The 19,258-nt window shown below is 63.3% G+C and carries 16 protein-coding genes; 8 read left to right on the forward strand and 8 right to left on the reverse strand.

Going from position 1 to position 19,258, the window contains the following annotated elements; genetic code table 11:
• The 3 genes from APH28_RS01955 to APH28_RS01965 all read right to left on the reverse strand — a co-directional run.
• Positions 1–860, reverse strand: an 860-nt coding sequence (locus tag APH28_RS01955) for a pirin family protein (RefSeq protein ID WP_060507366.1), incomplete at its 3' end; no start/stop codon positions are given.
• 100 nt (positions 861–960) lie between these two features.
• Complete coding sequence (locus APH28_RS01960; RefSeq protein WP_060507367.1) at positions 961–1,833, reverse strand: alpha/beta fold hydrolase; 873 nt, start codon at positions 1,831–1,833, stop codon at positions 961–963.
• 21 nt (positions 1,834–1,854) lie between these two features.
• Positions 1,855–2,484 (reverse strand): LysE family translocator, encoded by a 630-nt coding sequence (locus APH28_RS01965; RefSeq protein ID WP_177334208.1) that lies wholly within the window; start codon positions 2,482–2,484, stop codon positions 1,855–1,857.
• A gap of 121 nt (positions 2,485–2,605) precedes the next feature.
• Between APH28_RS01965 and APH28_RS01970 the strand changes: the two genes are divergently transcribed.
• Positions 2,606–3,085, forward strand: coding sequence for a GNAT family N-acetyltransferase (locus APH28_RS01970; protein WP_060507369.1), 480 nt, complete (start codon positions 2,606–2,608; stop codon positions 3,083–3,085).
• Positions 3,086–3,151: 66 nt separating this feature from the next.
• Here the strand turns inward: APH28_RS01970 and APH28_RS01975 are convergent, their stop codons facing one another.
• Genes APH28_RS01975 through APH28_RS01990 form a run of 4 tightly spaced genes read right to left on the reverse strand, consistent with a single transcriptional unit; the run spans position 3,152 to position 8,692 of the window.
• On the reverse strand, positions 3,152–4,081 hold the full coding sequence (locus APH28_RS01975; RefSeq protein WP_060507370.1) for an aliphatic sulfonate ABC transporter substrate-binding protein: 930 nt from the start codon (positions 4,079–4,081) through the stop codon (positions 3,152–3,154).
• A gap of 3 nt (positions 4,082–4,084) precedes the next feature.
• Positions 4,085–5,128 (reverse strand): L-glyceraldehyde 3-phosphate reductase, encoded by a 1,044-nt coding sequence (gene mgrA, locus APH28_RS01980; protein ID WP_060507371.1) that lies wholly within the window; start codon positions 5,126–5,128, stop codon positions 4,085–4,087.
• Between the two features lie 8 nt (positions 5,129–5,136).
• A complete protein-coding gene (locus APH28_RS01985) occupies positions 5,137–6,459 on the reverse strand; it encodes an LLM class flavin-dependent oxidoreductase (RefSeq protein WP_060507372.1) in 1,323 nt (440 codons plus the stop codon).
• 28 nt (positions 6,460–6,487) lie between these two features.
• The gene (locus APH28_RS01990) at positions 6,488–8,692 is read right to left on the reverse strand and encodes a TonB-dependent receptor (RefSeq protein ID WP_082432242.1); all 2,205 of its coding nucleotides are present in this window, start codon (positions 8,690–8,692) and stop codon (positions 6,488–6,490) included.
• 258 nt (positions 8,693–8,950) lie between these two features.
• Between APH28_RS01990 and APH28_RS01995 the strand changes: the two genes are divergently transcribed.
• The 7 genes from APH28_RS01995 to APH28_RS02025 all read left to right on the forward strand — a co-directional run bounded on the left by APH28_RS01995 (position 8,951) and on the right by APH28_RS02025 (position 17,978).
• Positions 8,951–9,997, forward strand: a complete 1,047-nt coding sequence (locus tag APH28_RS01995) for a LacI family DNA-binding transcriptional regulator (protein ID WP_060507373.1) — start codon at positions 8,951–8,953, stop codon at positions 9,995–9,997.
• Between the two features lie 110 nt (positions 9,998–10,107).
• Positions 10,108–11,040 carry a LysR substrate-binding domain-containing protein gene (locus tag APH28_RS02000; RefSeq protein WP_060507374.1) on the forward strand — a complete coding sequence of 311 codons (933 nt, stop codon included), beginning with the start codon at positions 10,108–10,110 and terminating at the stop codon, positions 11,038–11,040.
• A 115-nt stretch (positions 11,041–11,155) separates the two neighbouring features.
• Complete coding sequence (gene tcuA, locus APH28_RS02005; RefSeq protein ID WP_060507375.1) at positions 11,156–12,601, forward strand: FAD-dependent tricarballylate dehydrogenase TcuA; 1,446 nt, start codon at positions 11,156–11,158, stop codon at positions 12,599–12,601.
• Positions 12,588–13,748 (forward strand): tricarballylate utilization 4Fe-4S protein TcuB, encoded by a 1,161-nt coding sequence (gene tcuB, locus APH28_RS02010; RefSeq protein WP_060507376.1) that lies wholly within the window; start codon positions 12,588–12,590, stop codon positions 13,746–13,748. The genes tcuA and tcuB overlap by 14 nt, the downstream gene beginning before the upstream one ends.
• Positions 13,749–13,785: 37 nt before the next feature.
• Positions 13,786–15,078: an MFS transporter gene (locus APH28_RS02015; protein WP_060507377.1), complete on the forward strand. Its 1,293-nt coding sequence runs from the start codon at positions 13,786–13,788 to the stop codon at positions 15,076–15,078.
• Positions 15,079–15,186: 108 nt separating this feature from the next.
• Positions 15,187–17,601, forward strand: a complete 2,415-nt coding sequence (locus APH28_RS02020) for an RHS repeat protein (protein WP_060507378.1) — start codon at positions 15,187–15,189, stop codon at positions 17,599–17,601.
• A gap of 134 nt (positions 17,602–17,735) precedes the next feature.
• Complete coding sequence (locus APH28_RS02025) at positions 17,736–17,978, forward strand: hypothetical protein (protein WP_060507379.1); 243 nt, start codon at positions 17,736–17,738, stop codon at positions 17,976–17,978.
• Between the two features lie 61 nt (positions 17,979–18,039).
• On the opposite strand, the gene APH28_RS02030 is transcribed toward APH28_RS02025, so the two are convergent.
• Positions 18,040–19,161 carry an MFS transporter gene (locus tag APH28_RS02030; RefSeq protein WP_060507514.1) on the reverse strand — a complete coding sequence of 374 codons (1,122 nt, stop codon included), beginning with the start codon at positions 19,159–19,161 and terminating at the stop codon, positions 18,040–18,042.
• Positions 19,162–19,258 lie beyond the last annotated feature (97 nt).

The raw sequence follows: 19,258 nt of genomic DNA on the forward strand, positions 1-19,258 counted from the left end.
GCCATCTGTCCAAAGCGCCCGGCGTGGAAGTCATCGAACGACTCGGCAATCTCTGCCTGGCTGTTCATCACGAACGGCCCATAGCCAACGATCGGCTCATCGATCGGTTCGCCGCTGAGCAACAGCAGGCTGGCGCCTTCGAGCGCCTCGATCGCCACGTCCTCGCCACCGCGCTCCAGCAGCACGAGGCTGGCCGGGCCCGCTTCACGCTCGCCGTTGATCCGCACACTACCGCGCAATACCACCAGCGCAGCATTGTGGCCATCGGTGATCGGCAACTGCAGGCTGGCACCGGCGTTCAGGCGCATGTCCCACACATCCATCGGGGTAAAGGTCCGTGCCGGGCCCGAATGGCCCTGATAGGCACCGGCGATCACCCGCAGGCTGCCGGCCTCACCTTCCAGTTGGACCACGGGAATGTCCGCTGCCAGCAGTGTCTGGTAACCCGCCGCCGCGCGTTTGTCACGCGCTGGCAGGTTGACCCACAACTGCACCATCTCCAGCGTACCGCCGCTGCGGGCGAATGCTGGCGAATGAAACTCTTCATGGATGATGCCATTGGCGGCCGTCATCCACTGCACGTCACCGGGGCCGATCAGGCCGCCGGCACCGGTCGAGTCGCGGTGCTCCAGTTCGCCCTGATAGACGATGGTCACGGTTTCGAACCCGCGGTGCGGGTGCTGGCCAACCCCGCGACGGTCGCTGGTGGAGGTGAAGTCGTAAGGGCCGGCATAGTCCAGCAACAGGAACGGGCTGATCTTGCTCGCCAGGTTGTCGTAGGTGAACAGGCTGCGCACGGGGAAGCCATCGCCTACCCAATGGGCGTGAGGGCTGCGGTGGATACCCAGGATCTTTTTCATGAGAAGTCTCCTCTCTAAGCTGGGATCACCTTACCAATGAGACCAATCAGTCGGTAGTCGGCTGAAATGGCACTGATCGTTCCATTAATGGAACAGTTGATCACGATTGCAGGTAATCAAGCACTTTTTGCGCGGCCATCGCCGGGTCCTCCTGCATGAAACAGTGCCCGCCCGGGACCTGAACAGCGCTTACCGCAGGGTTGAGGCGGGCCAGGCGCTGTACCGAATGGGGCACGAAGGGATAGGTATGCTCGCCATAAAGCACCCGCGTGGGCACCTGGATGGAGGCCAGCTGCGCCCACATGCGCGACGGGAACGAGCTGAAGATCTCCACTTCGCGGCTGGGCCGGCACTTGAGCACCACCCCTTCGCCGCAATCACCGATCGCATGTTCGACATACGCCTGCAGCGCCGCGTCGCTCCAGCCTTTGAAGATGCCACGCCCGTGCAGCGATGCTCGTGCTGCTTCACGGTCCGGCCAATGGCTGCGCCGGCTGGCGGCCTTGCGCGCCAAGGCATGCCGGCGGTGCAGGCCGACCAGTGCAGCCGCGCCCATCACACCGAGCATGCGCCGGCTGAACAGCACCGGGTCGAGCAATACGGCACGAGCAAACAAGCCCGGCTGGCTGGCCAGCATCAACCCGGTCAGTACACCACCGAAGCTGTGCCCCACGGCGTACCGGGGCACCTCGCCATACTCCCCACGGCCGGCCTCGAAGGCCTCCAGCGCCAGCGCAGCGGTGCGGTTCCAGCCACGGAACACACCGCCATGGTCGCTGTCACCGTGGCCTTGGACATCGCACAACCACAGGTCGAAATGTTCACTCAGGTTTAATAGCAACGGCTGGTAGGCCAGGCAGCAAAAGCCGTTACCGTGCAGGAAGTGCAACAACGGCTTGCCGCTGGCTGGCGAGCGCCAGCCACGCAGGGTGAAGCCTTCGGAGCTGTCAAAGGACCAGGGAATCAACTCCATCGGCTTGCTGTACTCACGGGTTCATGAAAACGCCGATTCTACAAACAGCAGCGGGTAAAGTGAAATCACCAGCAACAAGGCCATCAGGACATTGAACAGCATCAGCCAGCGCGGCTTCTGCAGCAGGTTGCGCAGGGCGCTGCCAAACATCACCCACACGCCGACGCTGGGCAGGTTGACCAAGGCGAATAGCGCAGCAATCACCACCACATTCATCACATAGCCCTGGGCTGGTGTGTAGGTGGTGATCGCCCCGACCGCCATCACCCAAGCCTTGGGGTTGACCCACTGAAATGCCGCAGCGCCCCAGAACCCCAGCGGCTTGCGCGCACCAGGCGCGTCCGCGCCGAGCGGCCCGGCGGTGGCGATCTTCCAAGCCAGGTACAGCAGGTAGGCGGCACCGGTGTAGCGCAACACGCTGTACAGCACTGGCCAGGCGTTGAACACCTCGCCCAGGCCCAGGCCGACCGCCAGCACCATGACCATGAAACCGACGCTGATACCCATGGCATGCGGGATTGAACGGCGCACGCCGAAGTTCACGCCCGAGGCCAGCAGCATGGTGTTGTTGGGCCCCGGGGTGATCGAGGAAACGAAGGCAAACAGCACAAAGGCGGTCAGCAGGTCTGCAGAGGCAAGCATGGCAGGCATTCCAGAACGGGGGCAGGTGGTGTCACACTAACGGAGTCGCCCTGCCCTGCGACCGATACAGTTGCATTAAATTATGCAGATACACGTTCCTGTACCGTTAACGATAGAACAAGGAAGCCCTATGAGCCTGACCATCCGCCCCGCCGTGCGCGCCGACGCTGCGCAGATTCTGGCCTACATCACCGAACTGGCCGATTACGAGCGCGCCCGTGACGAAGTGGTCGCCACCCTGGCCGATATCGAGCACAGCCTGTTCGATGAAGGCAGCACGGTGCACAGCCTGATCTGCGAGCGCGACGGCAAGGCCATCGGCTTTGCCGTGTATTTCTACAGCTACTCGACTTGGCAGGGCCGCAACGGCATCTATCTGGAAGACTTGTACATCACCCCCGAGCAACGCGGCGGCGGTGCAGGTCGGGATGTGCTGCGGTACATCGCTCGCGAAGCCGTCGCCAAAGGGTGCGGTCGCTTCGAATGGAGCGTGCTGGACTGGAACGAACCGGCGATCGGCTTTTACCAATCGTTGGGCGCCGAAGCGCAAGATGAGTGGGTGCGCTATCGACTGGAGGGCGACAGGCTGTTGCAGTTTGCCCGGGGCTGACCTGCGGCCTGAACCGGCCCTGTCTGCCGCAAGCTGACTTGCCGAGGACAGGGCCGCCACAGGGCTTCAATCCTGGTGCCAGACCGCGCCGGCAATGTCGACCCGCTTGGGCAACACCCGGTTTTCGAAGAACAGCTGCGCCGTGCGCTGTTGCGCGGCGACAATTTCTTCGCTCACCGGTAGCAACGGCGACGCCGGCCGATGACTGAAACTGCGCCGCACCACCTCTTCCGGCAACCCCATGAACTGCGCCAGTAGGCGAACACTGCCCGCCTCGTCAGAGCGCGTCAGTGCCTCCGCCTCGGAGATCTGCGCCAGCAAGCGCTTGATGAAATCGCCATTGGCTTCGACATAGCCGCGCGCCCCCAGCATGAACGGCCCGATCAACCCCAGCCCCTCGCCATCGGCCAGCAGCCGCGCCTTGCCTTCCAGATCGATAGCCGAATAGTACGGGTCCCAGATCGCCCAAGCGTCGACGCTGCCACGCTCGAAGGCCGCCCTGGCATCCGCAGGCGCCAGGTACACCGGTTGCACATCGCGCATGCTCAAGCCCACGCTCCCCAGGCTGCGCAGCAGCAGGTTGTGGGCACTGGAGCCCTTCTGCAGTGCCACACGCTTGCCTTTGAGCTCAGCCACCGAAGTGATCGGGCTGCCCTTGGGCACTAGAATGACTTCGGCCTTCGGCTTTGCCGGTTCCGCGCCGATGTACAGCAGGTCTGCACCCGCTGCCTGGGCGAAGATCGGCGGGATGTCACCGGTGGAACCGATATCGAGGCTGCCAATGTTCAGCGCTTCGAGCATCTGTGGCCCTGCAGGAAATTCGATCCACTGCACACGCGTATTGGCGAAACGCTGTTCCAGCAGCCGGTGCTGCTTGGCCAGCACCAGGCTGATCGAGCCTTTCTGGTAGCCGATGCGCAGTGTGGCAGGGTCCGCCGCATGCGCGGCACCCGCCAGCGCCAGCAGTATCAGCGTGGCATAGCGTAGTACGCGCATGGCTCATTCCTTCCAGTCGGTCGAGGGCTTTTCCCACAGATTGATCCCGCCCTCAACGGCATGGCGGTCGATTTCGGCGAGTTCTTCCGGGCTGAAGGCCAGGTTGTCGAGTGCCGCGACATTCTCGGTGATCTGCTCCGGCCGGCTGGCACCGATCAGTGCCGAACTCACCCGCGGATCGCGCAGGGTCCAGGCCAACGCCAATTGCGCCAGGCTCTGGCCGCGGCGCCGGGCAATCTCATTGAGCGCACGGGCGCGGGCCAGGTTGGCCTCGGACAGATGCTGCGGCAGCAGCGAGCCGCCACCGGGGCGGTTGACCCGGGCATCGGCCGGAATGCCGTCCAGGTACTTGTCGCTGAGCAACCCCTGGGCCAGTGCCGTGAACACGATGACACCGGCTCCCAACGCGTCAGTGGTGTCCAACAGGTCGTGCTCGATCCAGCGATTGAACAGGTTGTACGAGGGCTGGTGAATCAGCAGCGGGACCTTCAATTCGGCCAGCAGCGCGGCGATCTCGCGTGTCTTGCCTGCGGAATAGGAAGAAATCCCGATATACAGTGCTTTGCCTTGGCGCACGATATCGGCCAGGGCGATCGCAGTTTCCTCCAGCGGGGTGTCGGCATCGAAGCGGTGCGAATAGAAGATATCCACGTAGTCCAGCCCCAGGCGCTCAAGGCTCTGGTCGAGGCTGGCAATCAGATACTTGCGCGAGCTGCCACCCTGGCCATACGGCCCCGGCCACATATCCCAGCCGGCCTTGCTGGAAATGATCAGCTCGTCCCGGTAGCTGCGCAGGTCTTCACGCAGAAGGCGGCCGAAGTTACGTTCGGCGCTGCCATAGGGCGGGCCGTAATTGTTGGCCAGGTCGAAATGGGTAATGCCGGCATCGAAGGCCGTGTGCAGCAAGGAGCGCTGGGTGTCGATCGGCGTCGCATCGCCGAAGTTGTGCCACAGGCCCAGGGACAGGGCCGGTAACACCAGGCCGCTGCGGCCGACGCGGCGGTACGGAATGCGCGCGTAGCGCTCAGGGTTGGCAATGTAGCTCATGCTTGACCTCACTCGGCAAAATAGGGGTTGGCGGGCCGCTCCAGGCCCAAGTGCTCGCGCAGGGTGTGGCCCTGATACTGGCGACGAAACAGGCCCCGACGCTGCAACTCTGGCACCACCAGGCTGGCGAAGTCTTCGAGCCCCTGCGGCAGGTGCGGCACCAGCACATTGAAGCCGTCGGCCGCGCGGTTTTCGAACCACGCCTGCAGCGCATCGGCGATCTGCGTCGGTGTACCGATCAGGCTGTAGTGCCCTCGCCCGCCAGCAATGCGTCGGCCCAGTTCGGCAAGGGTCAATTGCTCCTGCCCCGCCAGTTCGGCCAGCAATTGCTGGCGGCTGCGCTGGCCATCCTCGGTCAGCGGCAGCGCCGGCAGCGGGCCGTCCAGCGGGTAGCCGGACAGGTCGAAGTTGCCGAGCATGCGGCCGAGCAAGGCAACCCCCACCTGGGGATCGACCAGGTCCTGAAACTGCTGGTACTTCGCCTGGGCCTCAGCGGCACTGCGGCCGACCACGACGAACACGCCCGGCATGATCTTCAGTGACGCTTCGCTACGTCCATGGCGTGCCAGGCGGCCCTTGAGGTCGGCGTAGGACGCCTGGGCGCGCGCCAGGCTGGGCTGCGCGGTAAACACCACCTCGGCGCTTTCGGCCGCCAGCTCGCGGCCGGTTTCGGAAGACCCGGCCTGCACCAGTACCGGTCGGCCCTGGGGCGAACGGGGCACGTTCAGGGGGCCGCGAACACGAAAATGCGCACCGGCATGGTCGATGCTTCGCACCGCCTGCGGCCGGTGAAACTGGCCGCTGGCCTTGTCACGGACGAAGGCGTCATCGGCCCAGCTGTCCCACAGGCCCTGTACCACCTGCTGGAACTCGCGAGCCCGGGCGTAACGCTCGGCGTGGGGAATATGCGCATCGCGGCCGAAGTTGCCGGCCTCGGCTGCGGCGTCGGAGGTCACCAGGTTCCAGCCGGCACGGCCGCCCGAGAGATGATCGAGCGAGGCATATTTGCGTGCCACATGGTATGGCTCGTTGTAACTGGTGGTGGCCGTGGCGATCAGGCCGATGCGCTCGGTCACCACGCTCAGCGCCGACAGCAGGGTCAGGGGTTCGAAATACACCGATCGGGCGCTGCGACTGGCCAGTGCATCACTGGGGGCGGCAACGCTGTCGGCGACGAACAGCGCGTCGAAGCAGGCCGCTTCAGCGATTTGCGCAGAGCGCCGGTAGCTGGCGAAGTCCAGCGGGTCGGCGGGCACGTCCGGGTGACGCCAGGCGGCGACATGGTGCCCGGTGGCCATGAGGAAGGCACCCAGGCTCATTTGACGACTCATGCTCTGTCTCCTTGCAGTGCTCGCACAGTCAGAAATCCTTGCGCAGCTGAACGCCGAAATAACGCCCGTCATCACGCGGTACAGATCGGTAGATGTAGTCACCGCCACTGGCCAGCATCTGCGCGTAGGACTTGTCGCCCAGGTTCTTGCCCAGCAACGCCACGCGCCAGCCGTCGTTGTAATCGGCCAGGGCGATACTGGCGTTCCAGATGCCATAAGCGCCCTGCACGGTGTCGGGGTTCTGGTCGAGGCTGAACTGCACCGAGTCCTGCCAGCTGTAGTCGGTGGCCAGCTCCACATCCAGGCCGTTATCCAGCGGGATCACGTAATCGGCGCGCACATAGGTCTTCCAGTCCGGCGTGAACGGCAAGCGGCCGCCGTCGATATTGCAATTGGCCGCCGCCCCGACCGGGCAGTTGAAATGATCGACCCGCGCCTTGGTGTAGGCCGCAGCGGCGGAAAACTTGAGCTGACGGGTAGCCTGGAAGCTGGCATCGATTTCGACACCTTGAGTCTTGACCTTGCCGGCGTTGACCAGGCGGGTGACCACCTGGTTGGCCACGGTGTCGAAGAAGTTGGCCTGGTAGTTATCGTAATCGGTGTGGAACACCGCCAGGTTGGCCATCAGGCGATTATCCAGCGCGGTGCCTTTGAGGCCGACCTCGTAGGCGTCGGATGTTTCCGGCTTGAGCGCCTGGGTATCACGCGGCTGCATGTTGAAGAACACGTTGTACGCCGGGCCCTTGTAGCCGCGCGAATAGGTAACGTAGCCGGTAAGGTTGTCGTTGAAGTCGTACTGCAGGCCGGTACGGCCACTCCAGCCGTCCTCGTCCACCGAGCCGGAACTGGCGGTCGACGGCTGGATACCGGTGACCGCCGTGGCTGAAGTCGACACGCGACGGTGGTCGTACTCAAGGTCGTCGTGGGTCCAGCGCAAGCCGAAGATGGCGCGCAAATCGTCAGTGAAATTGAAGGTGTTCTCACCAAACAGCGCGACGCTGTCGTTGGTGGTCGAATAATCCGCCCTGCCCGTGTTGGCCACCCCACTGTTGACTGACAGCCGCTGATAGGTCTCGTTGGAGGTGCCGTGCATGTAGAAGGCGCCCAACACGTACTCATTGAACTGCCCCTTGGGCGACGTCAGGCGAAACTCCTGGCTGTACTGGTCATAGTCGACCGTGCCCTTGTCGTGGGAGGCCGTGACCGGTAGCAAGGCGCGGCGGTCACCATCTTGATATTGGGTGTTGTCCCAGCCGCGCCAGGCGCTGATGGACGTGAGCGTGTAGTCGCCCAACTGCCAGTCGAGTTGTGCCGAAAGGCCCTGGTTCTCGTCTTCGACGTGGGTCTTGAAGTCACTGTTGATGTCGCGGTTGTGAGCGCTGGGAACAACCGGGCGCAGCTGGCTGGTGAAGGCCGTGCTGGCGCTGGTGATCACCCCGCTGGGCAAGCTGTCCTCGCCCTTCATGTAGTCGGCGATCAGCGTCAGGCGCAGCTCGTCACTGGGCTCGAATTCCAGTTTGCCGCGGGCGCCCTTGCGTTCGTAACCGTTGACGTCGTGGCCATTGGCAACGTTTTCGACATTGCCGTCATAGTCCCCCCACAAGGTGCTCAGCGAGCCTTTGACCTGCTCGTTCAGGCGGCCACCGATGCCGAAGCGCAGGCGGTTCTCGTTGCCACCGCCGAAGTGCGAATAGTCCACGTAGCCTTGGGTCTGCTCCGGGACGGCCTTGCTCACCACGTTCAGCACGCCAGCGGAAGCATTCTTGCCAAACAGCGTACCCTGAGGGCCACGCAGCACTTCGATGCGCTCCAGGTCGAGCAGGTCGAGGGTGGACTGACCGGGGCGGCCGAACACCACGCCGTCGACCACGGTAGCCACGGTCGGCTCGACGCCGGGCGAGGTTGAAATGGTGCCCACGCCGCGGATGAACAGCGAAGTGTCCTTGTTCGACGCGCCGGCGCGGTAATTGAGCGTGGGTACCTGCTGGACGATGCTGGCGACATTGTTGCGATTGTCACGCTCGAGCTGTTCGCCATCGACCACCGAAACGGCCACCGGCACCTCCTGCAAGGTCGACTCGCGGCGGGTGGCGGTCACGGTCACCGCGTCCAGCGACGTGGCCTGCGGCGCGGGTTCGGCCGCTTGTGTGGATTGGCCGATGGCGGCCAGCAAGACGGCTGCAGCCAGCGGTTGGCGTTGCTTGAACGGGAATGCCTTGCGGTGTTTGTGCATGATGCTACTGCCTTTCGAAGACCAGACCATGGCCCGCACGGGGCCGACACGGGTGATGCTGTGGGAGTCTGGTCTCGCTCGAGCGAGTGGCAGGCGCTTGCCAACAGCCGCGCTTGGTAGCGCTAACATCAACAAGTATCAAAGGCTCAGGAATAGCAGGTCAAATAATAAAAAATACGATTTATATTCCATAAAGCTATTTGTCATGTCTGGGCCCGTTAGCGCTAACATCGCGTCATTTCCCAACGAGGCCAGCCTGTGAGCCAAGCCAAGGAACCCACCCGCAAGCGCCGTGGCGCTGGTCGCGTCACGCTCGCCGAAGTGGCGCGAGCGGCCGACGTGTCGGCCATCAGCGTGTCGCGCTATTTCAACCAGCCCGGGCAGGTGTCCCCGCCCCTGCGCGAACGCATCGAGGCAGCGGTACAAGCGCTAGGTTATGTGCCGAACCTGGTGGCGGGAGGGCTGGCTTCTGCCCGCGGCCGCATCGTCGGCATGGTCATTCCAAACATCTCCGGGCCGATCTTCGCCCAGACCATCCAGGCCTTCAGCGACACCTTGAGCCGGCATGGCTACCAACTGTTGCTGGCCTCCAGCTATTTCAGCGAGGCCCAGGAAGAAAGCGCCGTGCGGGCCTTTCTCGGCTGGTCACCAGCAGCCTTGGTGGTGACCAGCCATTTCCACAGCCCGGCCACCGAGAAAATGCTCAGTGAGGCCGAAGTACCGGTGGTGGAGATCTGGGACTATCGCCCGGAACGCTCCCCACTGCAGGTTGGCTTCCTCCATCACCAGGTGGGTGTGCAGGCATGCCGCTATCTGCTGGGCAAGGGCCATCGGCGCATTGCCTTCGTGCAGAACAGTGCGGCGGGTGACCTCAGCGCGCTGGAGCGGCGCGATGGCTATATCGAAGCACTGCGTGAAGCCGGGCTTGAGCCCTGGGTGTTCGTGCCGTCGTCTGACTGCGCGCCGTTCGAGGCCGGCAAACAGGCCATGCAGGCGTTGATCCGTCGCGATCCACGGCCTGAGGCGATCATCTTCGCCAACGACAACCTGGCCGCCGGCGCACTTCTCGCCGGCCAGCGTGCCGGGCTGCGCTTGCCCGAGGACATGGCCATAGTCGGTTTTGGCGACTACCCCTTCGCCGAGATGCTGTTACCCAGCCTGACCACGTTACGGCCACCGTCGCGGCAGATCGGCGAATTGGCAGCGATGCGGGTATTGCAGCATCTGGGATGCGTGGCGCATGACGGTGAAGTCGAACGCTTGAACCTGCTGCATTGCGAACTGGTTACCCGGGAAAGTGCATGACGCACACGGCGAATGCGGCTTGAGAGCACCGTGCACCAGGCCTGACGCAGCAGGCACGGTACACTGCCCGCTCAGCCATCCCCTCCTCTGCCTTCGTCAGGAGCCCTCCCTTGGAACTCAGGCAACTGCGCTATTTCGTCAAGATCATCGAACACGGCAGCCTTGGCCGCGCCGCGCTCGAACTGGAGGTCGGCGTCTCCGCCCTGAGCCAGCAGATCGCCAAGCTTGAAAGCGAGCTGTGCACCCGGCTGCTCAACCGCAGTAGCACAGGGGTCACACCGACCAGCGCCGGCATGGCGTTCCTGCACCATGCGCAGTTGAGCCTGCGCCAGGCTGAAAACGCCGTCCTGGCCGCCCACCGTGGGCGCATGAGCGGCTACGTCACTGTCGGCCTGCCGCCCACCACCGCGACGGTGCTCGCGCTGCCGCTGATCAATGCCATGCGCGAACGCTACCCCGATATCCAGCTGCACCTGGTGGAAATGCTCTCCGGCCACCTCGCCGCGCAGCTCAACGCCCGGCAGATCGACCTTGCCATCCTCTTCCAGCTCGAGGGTGGCAAACGCTGGAGCGTGACGCCGCTGCTGGATGAAAAGCTGTTCGTCATCAGCCCGCCACAGCTGGCCCATGCGCCCACAAACAGTGTGCAACTGGCCGACCTTGGCCAACTGCCGCTGGTCATGCCCAGCGTCCAGCATGGGCTGCGCTCGACCTTGATGACCGCTTTTGAACGCTCCGGCCTGGTGCCGAACATCATCATGGAAGTCGATGGCCTGGCCGTGCTGATGAATGCCGTGCGCGCCGGCCATGCCGCCACCATCCAGCCGGGCGCCGCCGCGGCGCTCAGCGGTGAAAGCGGGCTGCGGGTCGCGCAGATCAGCGACGCCCACGTCGGCCGGCGCAACCTGCTGGCAACCCTGGCGGACGATGAGCTGTCGCCTGCCGCGCTGGCTGCCCGACGGGTGATCATCGACGTTGCCCGCCAGCTGGTCACCCAGCAGCAATGGCCCGGGGCGACCTGGATTGAAGAGGCCAGCCTTTAGTAAAACTGAACACCCCATGCCGTAGCCCGCCTTTCGACGTCTGGCCGCCCGCACTATTTTCCCCTCACTCGCAGGGGGCCCTTCGTTCATGCCTCCTTGCGACCGAGGAGCGAAAATGATCGATGTTCTTGTAATCGGCGGTGGCAACGCCGCCCTCTGCGCCGCACTGATGGCCCGCGAGGCCGGTGCCAGCGTCATGCTGCTGGAAGCCGCGCCCAAGGTGTGGCGCGGCGGCAACTCGCAGCACACCCGCAACCTGCGCTGCATGCACGACGCGCCCCAGGACGTGTTGGTCGACGCCTACCCCGAAGAGGAGTACTGGCAGGACCTGCTGAAGGTGACCGGCGGCTTGACCAACGAAAAGCTTGCGCGCATTGCCATCCGCGCGTCCTCCAGCTGCCGCGACTGGATGCGCAGCCACGGCGTGCACTTTCAGCCGCCGTTGTCCGGCGCCCTGCACGTGGCGCGGACCAACGCGTTTTTCATGGGGGGCGGCAAGGCTCTGGTGAACGCTTATTTCCGCAGTGCCGAACGGCTCGGTGTGCAGGTGCGCTACAACGCCCAGGTCAACGACATCGAACTGCAGGACGGCAGGTTCGTTGCCGCGCACCTGCCCGCGCGTGAGGTCGAGGGTCGGCAGTTGCCTGCCGAACGTATCCAGGCCAAGGCCTGTGTGCTGGCGGCAGGCGGCTTCGAGTCCAACCGCGAATGGTTGCGCGAAGCCTGGGGCCAGAATGCCCGGGGCGAATGGCCGTCGGACAATTTCCTGATTCGCGGCACACGCTTCAACACCGGCATTCTGCTCAAGCGCATGGGCGAACTCGGCGCCGACATCATCGGCGACCCGACCCAGGCGCACATGGTCGCCATCGACGCCCGCGCACCGCTGTATGACGGCGGTATCTGCACCCGCATCGACTGCGTGTCACTGGGTGTGGTGGTCAATCGCGACGGCGAGCGCTTCTACGACGAGGGCGAGGACTTCTGGCCCAAGCGCTATGCCATCTGGGGCCGCCTTGTAGCCGGCCAGCCGGGTCAGCAGGCCTATTCGATCATCGACCAACAGGCCATCGGACGCTTCATGCCACCGGTGTTCCCGGGTACCTCGGCCAATTCCCTGGCCGAACTGGCGCGCAAGCTGGGCCTGCCAGAGACACCGTTTTGCCAGACCATCGAGGCATTCAACAACGCCTGCCAGGTCGGCACCTTCGACCATACCGCGCTCGACGACTGCCACACCACAGGCCTTACCCCGGCCAAGACCCATTGGGCCCGCCCGCTGGTCAAGCCACCGTTCTACGCCTACCCGCTCAAGCCAGGCGTCACCTTCACTTACCTGGGCCTGGCGACCGACGAAAGCGCTGCGGTGCATTTCGCCGGCAAGCCCAGCCCCAACCTTTTCGTCGCAGGAGAAATGATGGCCGGTAACGTACTGGGCAAGGGCTACACCGCCGGCATCGGCATGGCCATCGGCACGGCATTCGGCCGTATCGCCGGTGTCCAGGCAGCCGCCAGCGCAGGCTTCGTCGGCAACCGGGAGGCGCACCATGCAGCTGTTTGATCCGCAGGCACAGAAAAGCGAACTGATCCCGGTGCTGAACGTGCACGAAAGCGAAGTGCAACGGCAGATGAGCATCTGCAATGCCTGCCGCTACTGTGAGGGATTCTGCGCGGTGTTTCCGGCGATGACCCGACGCCTGGAATTCGCCCAGGCCGACATCCACTACCTGGCCAACCTGTGCCACAACTGCGGCGCCTGCCTGCACGCCTGTCAGTACGCCGCGCCTCATGCGTTCGAAGTCAACGTGCCCAAGGCGATGGCCAAGGTGCGCCTCGATACTTATGCCGAATACGCCTGGCCCCGTGCCCTGGGCCGACTGTACCAACGCAATGGCCTGACCCTGGCGGTGGCCAGCGGCTTTGGCCTGGCGCTGTTCCTGTGTCTGACACTGCTGGCCATGGGTAACCTGTTTACAGCAATGCCCGGCGGCAACTTCTATGGGATCTTCCCGCACAACACCCTGGCGCTGATGTTTGGCGCGGTGTTCGGCTTTGCGGTCATTGCCCTGGGCCTGGGTGTGCGCCGGTTCTGGCGCGACGTCTCGCCACCTGCGGCAGACGCGGGGCTGAAAACCGCCGCAGCACTGGAAGCGACAGCCAGCGTGGCCAAGCTCAAGTACCTGGACGGTGGCCACGGCGAAGGCTGCAACAACACCGATGACCGCTTCACCCTGTGGCGGCGGCGGTTCCACCACCTGACCTTCTACGGCTTCCTGCTGTGCCTGGCCGCCACCGGCACCGCGACGCTCTACCACTACCTGCTGGGCCTGGCGGCGCCGTACCCGGTGCTGAGCCTGCCGGTCTTGCTGGGTATTGCCGGCGGTCTCGGCCTGCTGGTGGGCCCTGCCGGCCTGCTGTACCTCAACCTGCGACGCAACCCCGATCACGGCGACGCCGAGCAGAAACCCATGGACCGCGGTTTCATCGCCCTGCTGTTGCTGGTCAGCGCCAGCGGCCTGGCCCTGCTGGCGTGGCGCGAGACCAGCGCCCTTGGCCTGCTGCTGGCCCTGCACCTGGGGCTGGTCATGGCGTTCTTCCTGACCATGCCTTACAGCAAGTTCGCCCACGGCATCTTCCGCAGCGCGGCGTTGCTCAAGCACGCCATCGAGAAACGCCAGCCCAATCCGATCAATGCCGGCAGCGATTGAACATTCAAAAACAACAAAAGCGAGCAAAACGGTAGCCATGATGAAAACAACAACACAGTCCCGGGGCGCCAAGCTGGGCGCCATCCTGCGGGTCACCAGCGGCAACTTCCTCGAACAGTTCGACTTCTTCCTGTTCGGTTTCTACGCCACCTACATCTCCCAGACGTTCTTCCCGGCCAGCAGCGAGTTCGCCTCGCTGATGATGACTTTCGCGGTGTTCGGCTCGGGCTTCCTGATGCGCCCGCTGGGCGCCATCGTGTTGGGCGCCTACATCGACAAGGTCGGCCGGCGCAAAGGGCTGATCGTGACGCTGTCGATCATGGCCGCCGGCACCGTGCTGATCGCCCTGGTGCCCGGCTACGCCAGCATCGGCATCCTGGCCCCGCTGCTGGTGCTGCTGGGGCGGCTGCTGCAGGGTTTTTCCGCTGGCGCTGAGCTGGGTGGCGTTTCCGTGTACCTTTCGGAAATCGCCACGCCGGGGCGCACCGGCTTCTATACCAGCTGGCAATCGGCAAGCCAGCAGGTGGCGATCGTCGTGGCGGCGGCGCTGGGCTACACGCTCAACGCCTGCATGGCCACCAGCGAGGTGGCGGCCTGGGGCTGGCGCATTCCATTCTTCATCGGCTGCGTGATCATCCCTTTCATCTTTGTCATCCGCCGCTCGCTGCAGGAGACCGACGCGTTCAAGGCCCGCGCACACCACCCGGGCGCAGCTGAAGTGTTCCGCTCGATGTGCGACAACTGGCGCACGGTGCTGGCCGGTGGCCTGCTGGCAGCGATGACCACCACCACGTTCTACCTGATCACGGTCTACACCCCGACCTTCGGCAAGACCGTGCTGCAACTGAGCACCACCGACAGTCTGGTGGTGACCCTGCTGGTCGGGGTCAGCAACTTCATCTGGCTGCCCATCGGCGGCGCGCTTTCCGACCGCATCGGTCGGCGCCCGCAGCTGTTGGCGATTTCCCTGCTGTGCATGCTCACCGCCTACCCGGCCATGCACTGGCTGGCCGAGGCTGCCAGCTTCGAACGCCTGCTGGCGGTGTTGTTGTACTTCTCGTTCTTCTTCGGGATGTACAACGGCGCGATGGTCGCGGCGCTGACCGAGGTGATGCCCGCGAACGTGCGGGTGGTCGGCTTCTCACTGGCCTTCAGCCTGGCCACCGCGCTGTTCGGCGGCTTTACGCCGGCGGTCTCGACGCTGTTGGTGCAGGCCACCGGGGACAAAGCTTCGCCGGCCTACTGGCTGATGTTCGCGGCCGTGTGCGGGTTTACCGCCACGACCGTGCTGTACCGTCGCCACAGACCACAGACGGTAAGCGCCTCCTGACCCTGAGCCCATGGGCACCTGTCATTTTTATCAGGTTACGCACTGACGGATTTGCTGGAAGCTAGCCTCGCATCGAGTCACGCCCTGATCCTGCGAGGTAGCTTTCCCATGGGTCGTATCGAACAGGCAGTCAACCGCAACACCCCAACCGTAATGGCCCACAAGAGCCGTAACCTCGCCGTGCGCGAGATTGCCTTTTATCGTCACCCTGACCAGCGGGATGAAACCCAGGTACGCATCACACGTCACCACTTCACTGCATCTGGCTTTCTGCAGCAGAGCACGGACCCACGTCTCGCCGACAGAGGGCTTGCGAACTTCATCTACAGCTGCGATCTGCGAGGCAATGCCTTGCACACCCGTAGCGTGGACGCGGGCACCTCGGTCAGCCTAAAAGACACCGCCGGCCGGCCACTGCTCATCGTGAACGGCATCCTCAGCAGTGGCAACAGCACGGAGGACCATAGCCAGGCCGTCAGCCACACCTGGCATTACGAGGTGTCTACCCTGCCTGGCCGGCCGCTAGCCGTTTCCGAACAGCTTGCCAGCGAAGTACCACGAACAACTCAGCGCTTCATTTACGCGGCCGGCACGGCTTCAGACAAAGACCTGAACATCGCCGGGCTTTGCATCAGCCATTACGATACTGCCGGGCTGATGGCCACCGAATGCATGGCCCTCTCTGGCGTGCCACTGTCGATGACACGCCGCTTGCCCCAAGCAGCGCCTGACCCCGACATGCAGGTCGATTGGCACGGTGCTGACCCGGCAGCCTGGGATACGCTGCTGGCGCCAGAAAGATACACCACCGTGACCCGCGCCGATGCCACGGGCAATGTGCTGCGCACACTGGATGCGGCTGGCCATCAGCAACGTGTGGCGTATGGCGTGAACGGGCAGCTGGCGTGCAGTTGGCTGACCGTGAAGCAAGGCGCGGAGCAGCCCGTGATAGTTTCGCTTGCCTACTCGGCAGCGGGACAAAAGCTTAGCGAGGTGCATGGCAACGGCGTGACATGCGGCTACAGGTATGAGCCACAAACGCAACGATTGGCAATCATCCGGGTAGAACGTTTAAACGGCTTGCTGCAGGACCTGCGTTACCGATACGACCCGGTGGGCAATGTGCTCAATGCCAGGGACGAGACTGAGCAGACGCGCATTTGGCGCAACCAACGGGTGGAACCAGAAAGCCTCTACTGCTACGACAGCCTGTACCAACTGGTCAGCGCCAGCGGGCGGGAAATGGCCAATGCGAGTCGCCAGAACTGCCAATCAACTCCGGCATCCCTGCCGCTTGCCAGTGACAACCACACCTACACCCGATACACCCGCCTCTACCACTACGATATCGCAGGCAATCTGACTCAGATCCGCCACAGTGCACCCGCCACCAACAACGGCTACACCACCGACATTACCATCAGCAACCGCTGTAACCGGGGGGTGACCAGTAGCTTGACTGGCATCCCTGAGGAAGTGGATGCGCTGTTTACAGCCGCAGGCCATCAACGCCTGTTGCAGCCAGGCCAGGCACTCGGATGGACACCTCAGGGGGAACTGCAGAAAGTCGCCCCTGTAATGCGCGACGGCGCCCCGGGCGATCATGAACTCTACCGCTACGATGCCCACTGCCAGCGCGTACTGAAAAGCAGCACGCAACAGGTGAACAGCCAGCAGGTCATCTACCTGGCCAATCTGGAACTGCGAACGTCGGGGAAAGAAAACCTTCAGGTCCTGTGCATGGGTGAAGCCGGTCATGCGCAAGTGCGCGCTTTGCACTGGGTGGCCGGCAAGCCGGCCGAGATTGCCAATGATCAGTTGCGCTACCAGTATGGTGACCTTGTCGGTAGCCATGGCCTGGAGCTCGATGGTAGCGGCAACCTGATCAGCCAGGAGGAATATTACCCATACGGGGAGACGTCGCTATGGGCGGCGCGCAGCGCGGTTGAGGCTGACTATAAGACCGTGCGCTTTTCGGGCAAGGAACGGGACACGACCGGTTTGTATTACTACGGCTACCGGTACTACCAGCCTTGGTCAGGGCGCTGGTTGAGTGCGGACCCGGCTAAGACCGTCGATGGTTTGAATCTTTACTGCATGGTCCAAAACAATCCTGGCACCTATGCAGACTCAAACGGCCTCGAGGTGACTATTACAGCATATGGGTTATCGCAGTTCCCCCCGAATGAAGCAGAAATAGTAAAACGAGCAATTGATACGGCACTCCTCGCGCTCAAAAAAGTAGTGGAACCTGGTCAGCCAATGTACAGGAGGGAATTGGAAATATTTTTTGGACCTGAATATCAGAGCGTACTAGCAAACGTAATAGACAATTGGAAACGCATCGAGGGCATGCTAACCGGCTACGCCAAGCCCGAGATAGGGCACGAGAAGATAGATCGAGCAACAGGAGGCCCCAGCACCGCCACAGCGGGGGCTGATGTAACTGACTTCCAGGGCGAGATTATCATCCTGGACGATTTTTTTCACCTTCATTTACAAACGAAGTTCGCGCGACAATAATCATCCATGAAATTAGCCATCTTCGGCGAGTGCCAGGTATACCGTCAGTCAGCGTGGGTTCCCAGGATTTCTTTTACCTTACCACCGACAACCCGTCAGCAGATTCTTTCGAAATCGCCTACAAAGGAGCGCTAATGCCAGACTATGTCGTAGACCCAATCGGTTTATACAATGAGATCGCCGCTGAGAATAATTACGAAATATTCCAAGTTAGCGACACCTCAGCGCATTATATGGACCAACAAGGACTAGGCTACCTGCCACTCGATCATGCAGTATCGATATTCAATTCAAGCGAATCTCTGCGCGCCCGCATCACTAGCAAAAATGCTGACAGCCTCGCTCACTCAGCCATGGCAATGGCTGCTAGGTTATGAATGCAACTCACTGTCTTCACCCTCATGATTAATATGGCGGCAAGATTACAGGCGATCTGAGCTAGCCAATACGAACCTTACGCATCACCGTGAGCACTAGCAGCACATTGGTCAGCGCCAGCAGGCACAGCGTCAGCAACACTCCCATCGAGCCGAAATGCTCGAACAGAAAACCACCTACCACTGGCGTGAGTGCCTGCCCGATCAGCGAAGGCCGCGACATGCGCCCCATCAGCAGCACATATTGCGCGGGCGGCATCATCGCAAGCGGCAGCAACCCACGCACGATCGCCCGCAAGCCGTTGCCGCAGCCGAACACCAGCAAGCCGACCGCCGCGGCGGCCGGCACAAAGGTCACCATCAGCAACCCCACCAGCACCAGGCTGACCCAGGCCAGCGCGGTCCAGATCGGGTGGCGCTTGCCCGCCAGGATCTGCAGCACCCGCGACGCCACCTGGCTGGGGCCGAGCATCGCCGCCAGGCCGATGGCCACCGGCAGCGAATGCCCCAACCCCTGAAGCACGGCCACCAGCTGTATGGCGATTGCGGTCATGATGATCGCGCCGATGGCGAACATGCTGGTCAGCAGCAGGTACAGCGTGCGGTCAACGCCAACCGCGTCGCCTTGCGCCTGCGCCTTGGCCGGCACCTCGACCCGACCGCCCGCCGGCAGCACTCGCCAATAGAGCGGCGCGACCACTATGATCAGCACCAACGCATAACACAGGCAGGTCGCCCGCCAGCCAAAATGTTCGATGGCCAGGGCCACGGTCGGCCATGAAAGGGTCGAGGCGAAGCCGGCAATCAGTGTGATACCGGTAATGGCCTTGCCCGCGCCCTCGCCGTACAGCCCGCCGAGGGTGGCGAACAGCGCTTCATACAAGCCCATGGCCATGCCGATGCCGATCACCGCCCAGGCCAGCAGGAACAGGCCAAGGTCATGGCTGGCAGCCATGATCAGCAGCCCCACCGCCACCACCGCGCCGCTGGCCGCCATTTGCGGGCGGCCGCCGTAGCGGGCGACCAGCCGGCTGGACAATGGAGCGAACAGTGCCGAGACCATCAGGCTCAGGGACAGTGCGCCGTAGACCCACTGGCTGGGCCAGCCGGTGTCGCGGCTGATGGGGTCGGCCATGACTGCCATGAGGAAGAACGAACCGCCCCAGACCAGGATTTGCAGCACGCCGAGCAGGACGATGCCGAGGGGGCCGGGCAGGCGGTGGTAAGTGTGCAAGGTGGGGCCTATTTCAGTCGCTGGGCGGGGGTGCCTGTGCTGGCCT

Source organism: Pseudomonas sp. NBRC 111124 (assembly GCF_001320245.1).
Classification (GTDB): Bacteria; Pseudomonadota; Gammaproteobacteria; order Pseudomonadales; family Pseudomonadaceae; genus Aquipseudomonas.

Bases quoted from the DNA above. Each gene is read 5' to 3' on its own strand.
- APH28_RS01960 (WP_060507367.1), bottom strand. From the start codon at position 1,833: ATGGAGTTGATTCCCTGGTCCTTTGACAGCTCCGAAGGCTTCACCCTG.
- tcuA (WP_060507375.1), top strand. From the start codon at position 11,156: ATGATCGATGTTCTTGTAATCGGCGGTGGCAACGCCGCCCTCTGCGCC.
- APH28_RS01970 (WP_060507369.1), top strand. From the start codon at position 2,606: ATGAGCCTGACCATCCGCCCCGCCGTGCGCGCCGACGCTGCGCAGATT.
- tcuB (WP_060507376.1), top strand. From the start codon at position 12,588: ATGCAGCTGTTTGATCCGCAGGCACAGAAAAGCGAACTGATCCCGGTG.
- APH28_RS02020 (WP_060507378.1), top strand. From the start codon at position 15,187: ATGGGTCGTATCGAACAGGCAGTCAACCGCAACACCCCAACCGTAATG.
- APH28_RS01985 (WP_060507372.1), bottom strand. From the start codon at position 6,459: ATGAGTCGTCAAATGAGCCTGGGTGCCTTCCTCATGGCCACCGGGCAC.
- mgrA (WP_060507371.1), bottom strand. From the start codon at position 5,128: ATGAGCTACATTGCCAACCCTGAGCGCTACGCGCGCATTCCGTACCGC.
- APH28_RS02025 (WP_060507379.1), top strand. From the start codon at position 17,736: ATGCCAGACTATGTCGTAGACCCAATCGGTTTATACAATGAGATCGCC.
- APH28_RS01990 (WP_082432242.1), bottom strand. From the start codon at position 8,692: ATGCACAAACACCGCAAGGCATTCCCGTTCAAGCAACGCCAACCGCTG.
- APH28_RS01965 (WP_177334208.1), bottom strand. From the start codon at position 2,484: ATGCCTGCCATGCTTGCCTCTGCAGACCTGCTGACCGCCTTTGTGCTG.
- APH28_RS01975 (WP_060507370.1), bottom strand. From the start codon at position 4,081: ATGCGCGTACTACGCTATGCCACGCTGATACTGCTGGCGCTGGCGGGT.
- APH28_RS02015 (WP_060507377.1), top strand. From the start codon at position 13,786: ATGATGAAAACAACAACACAGTCCCGGGGCGCCAAGCTGGGCGCCATC.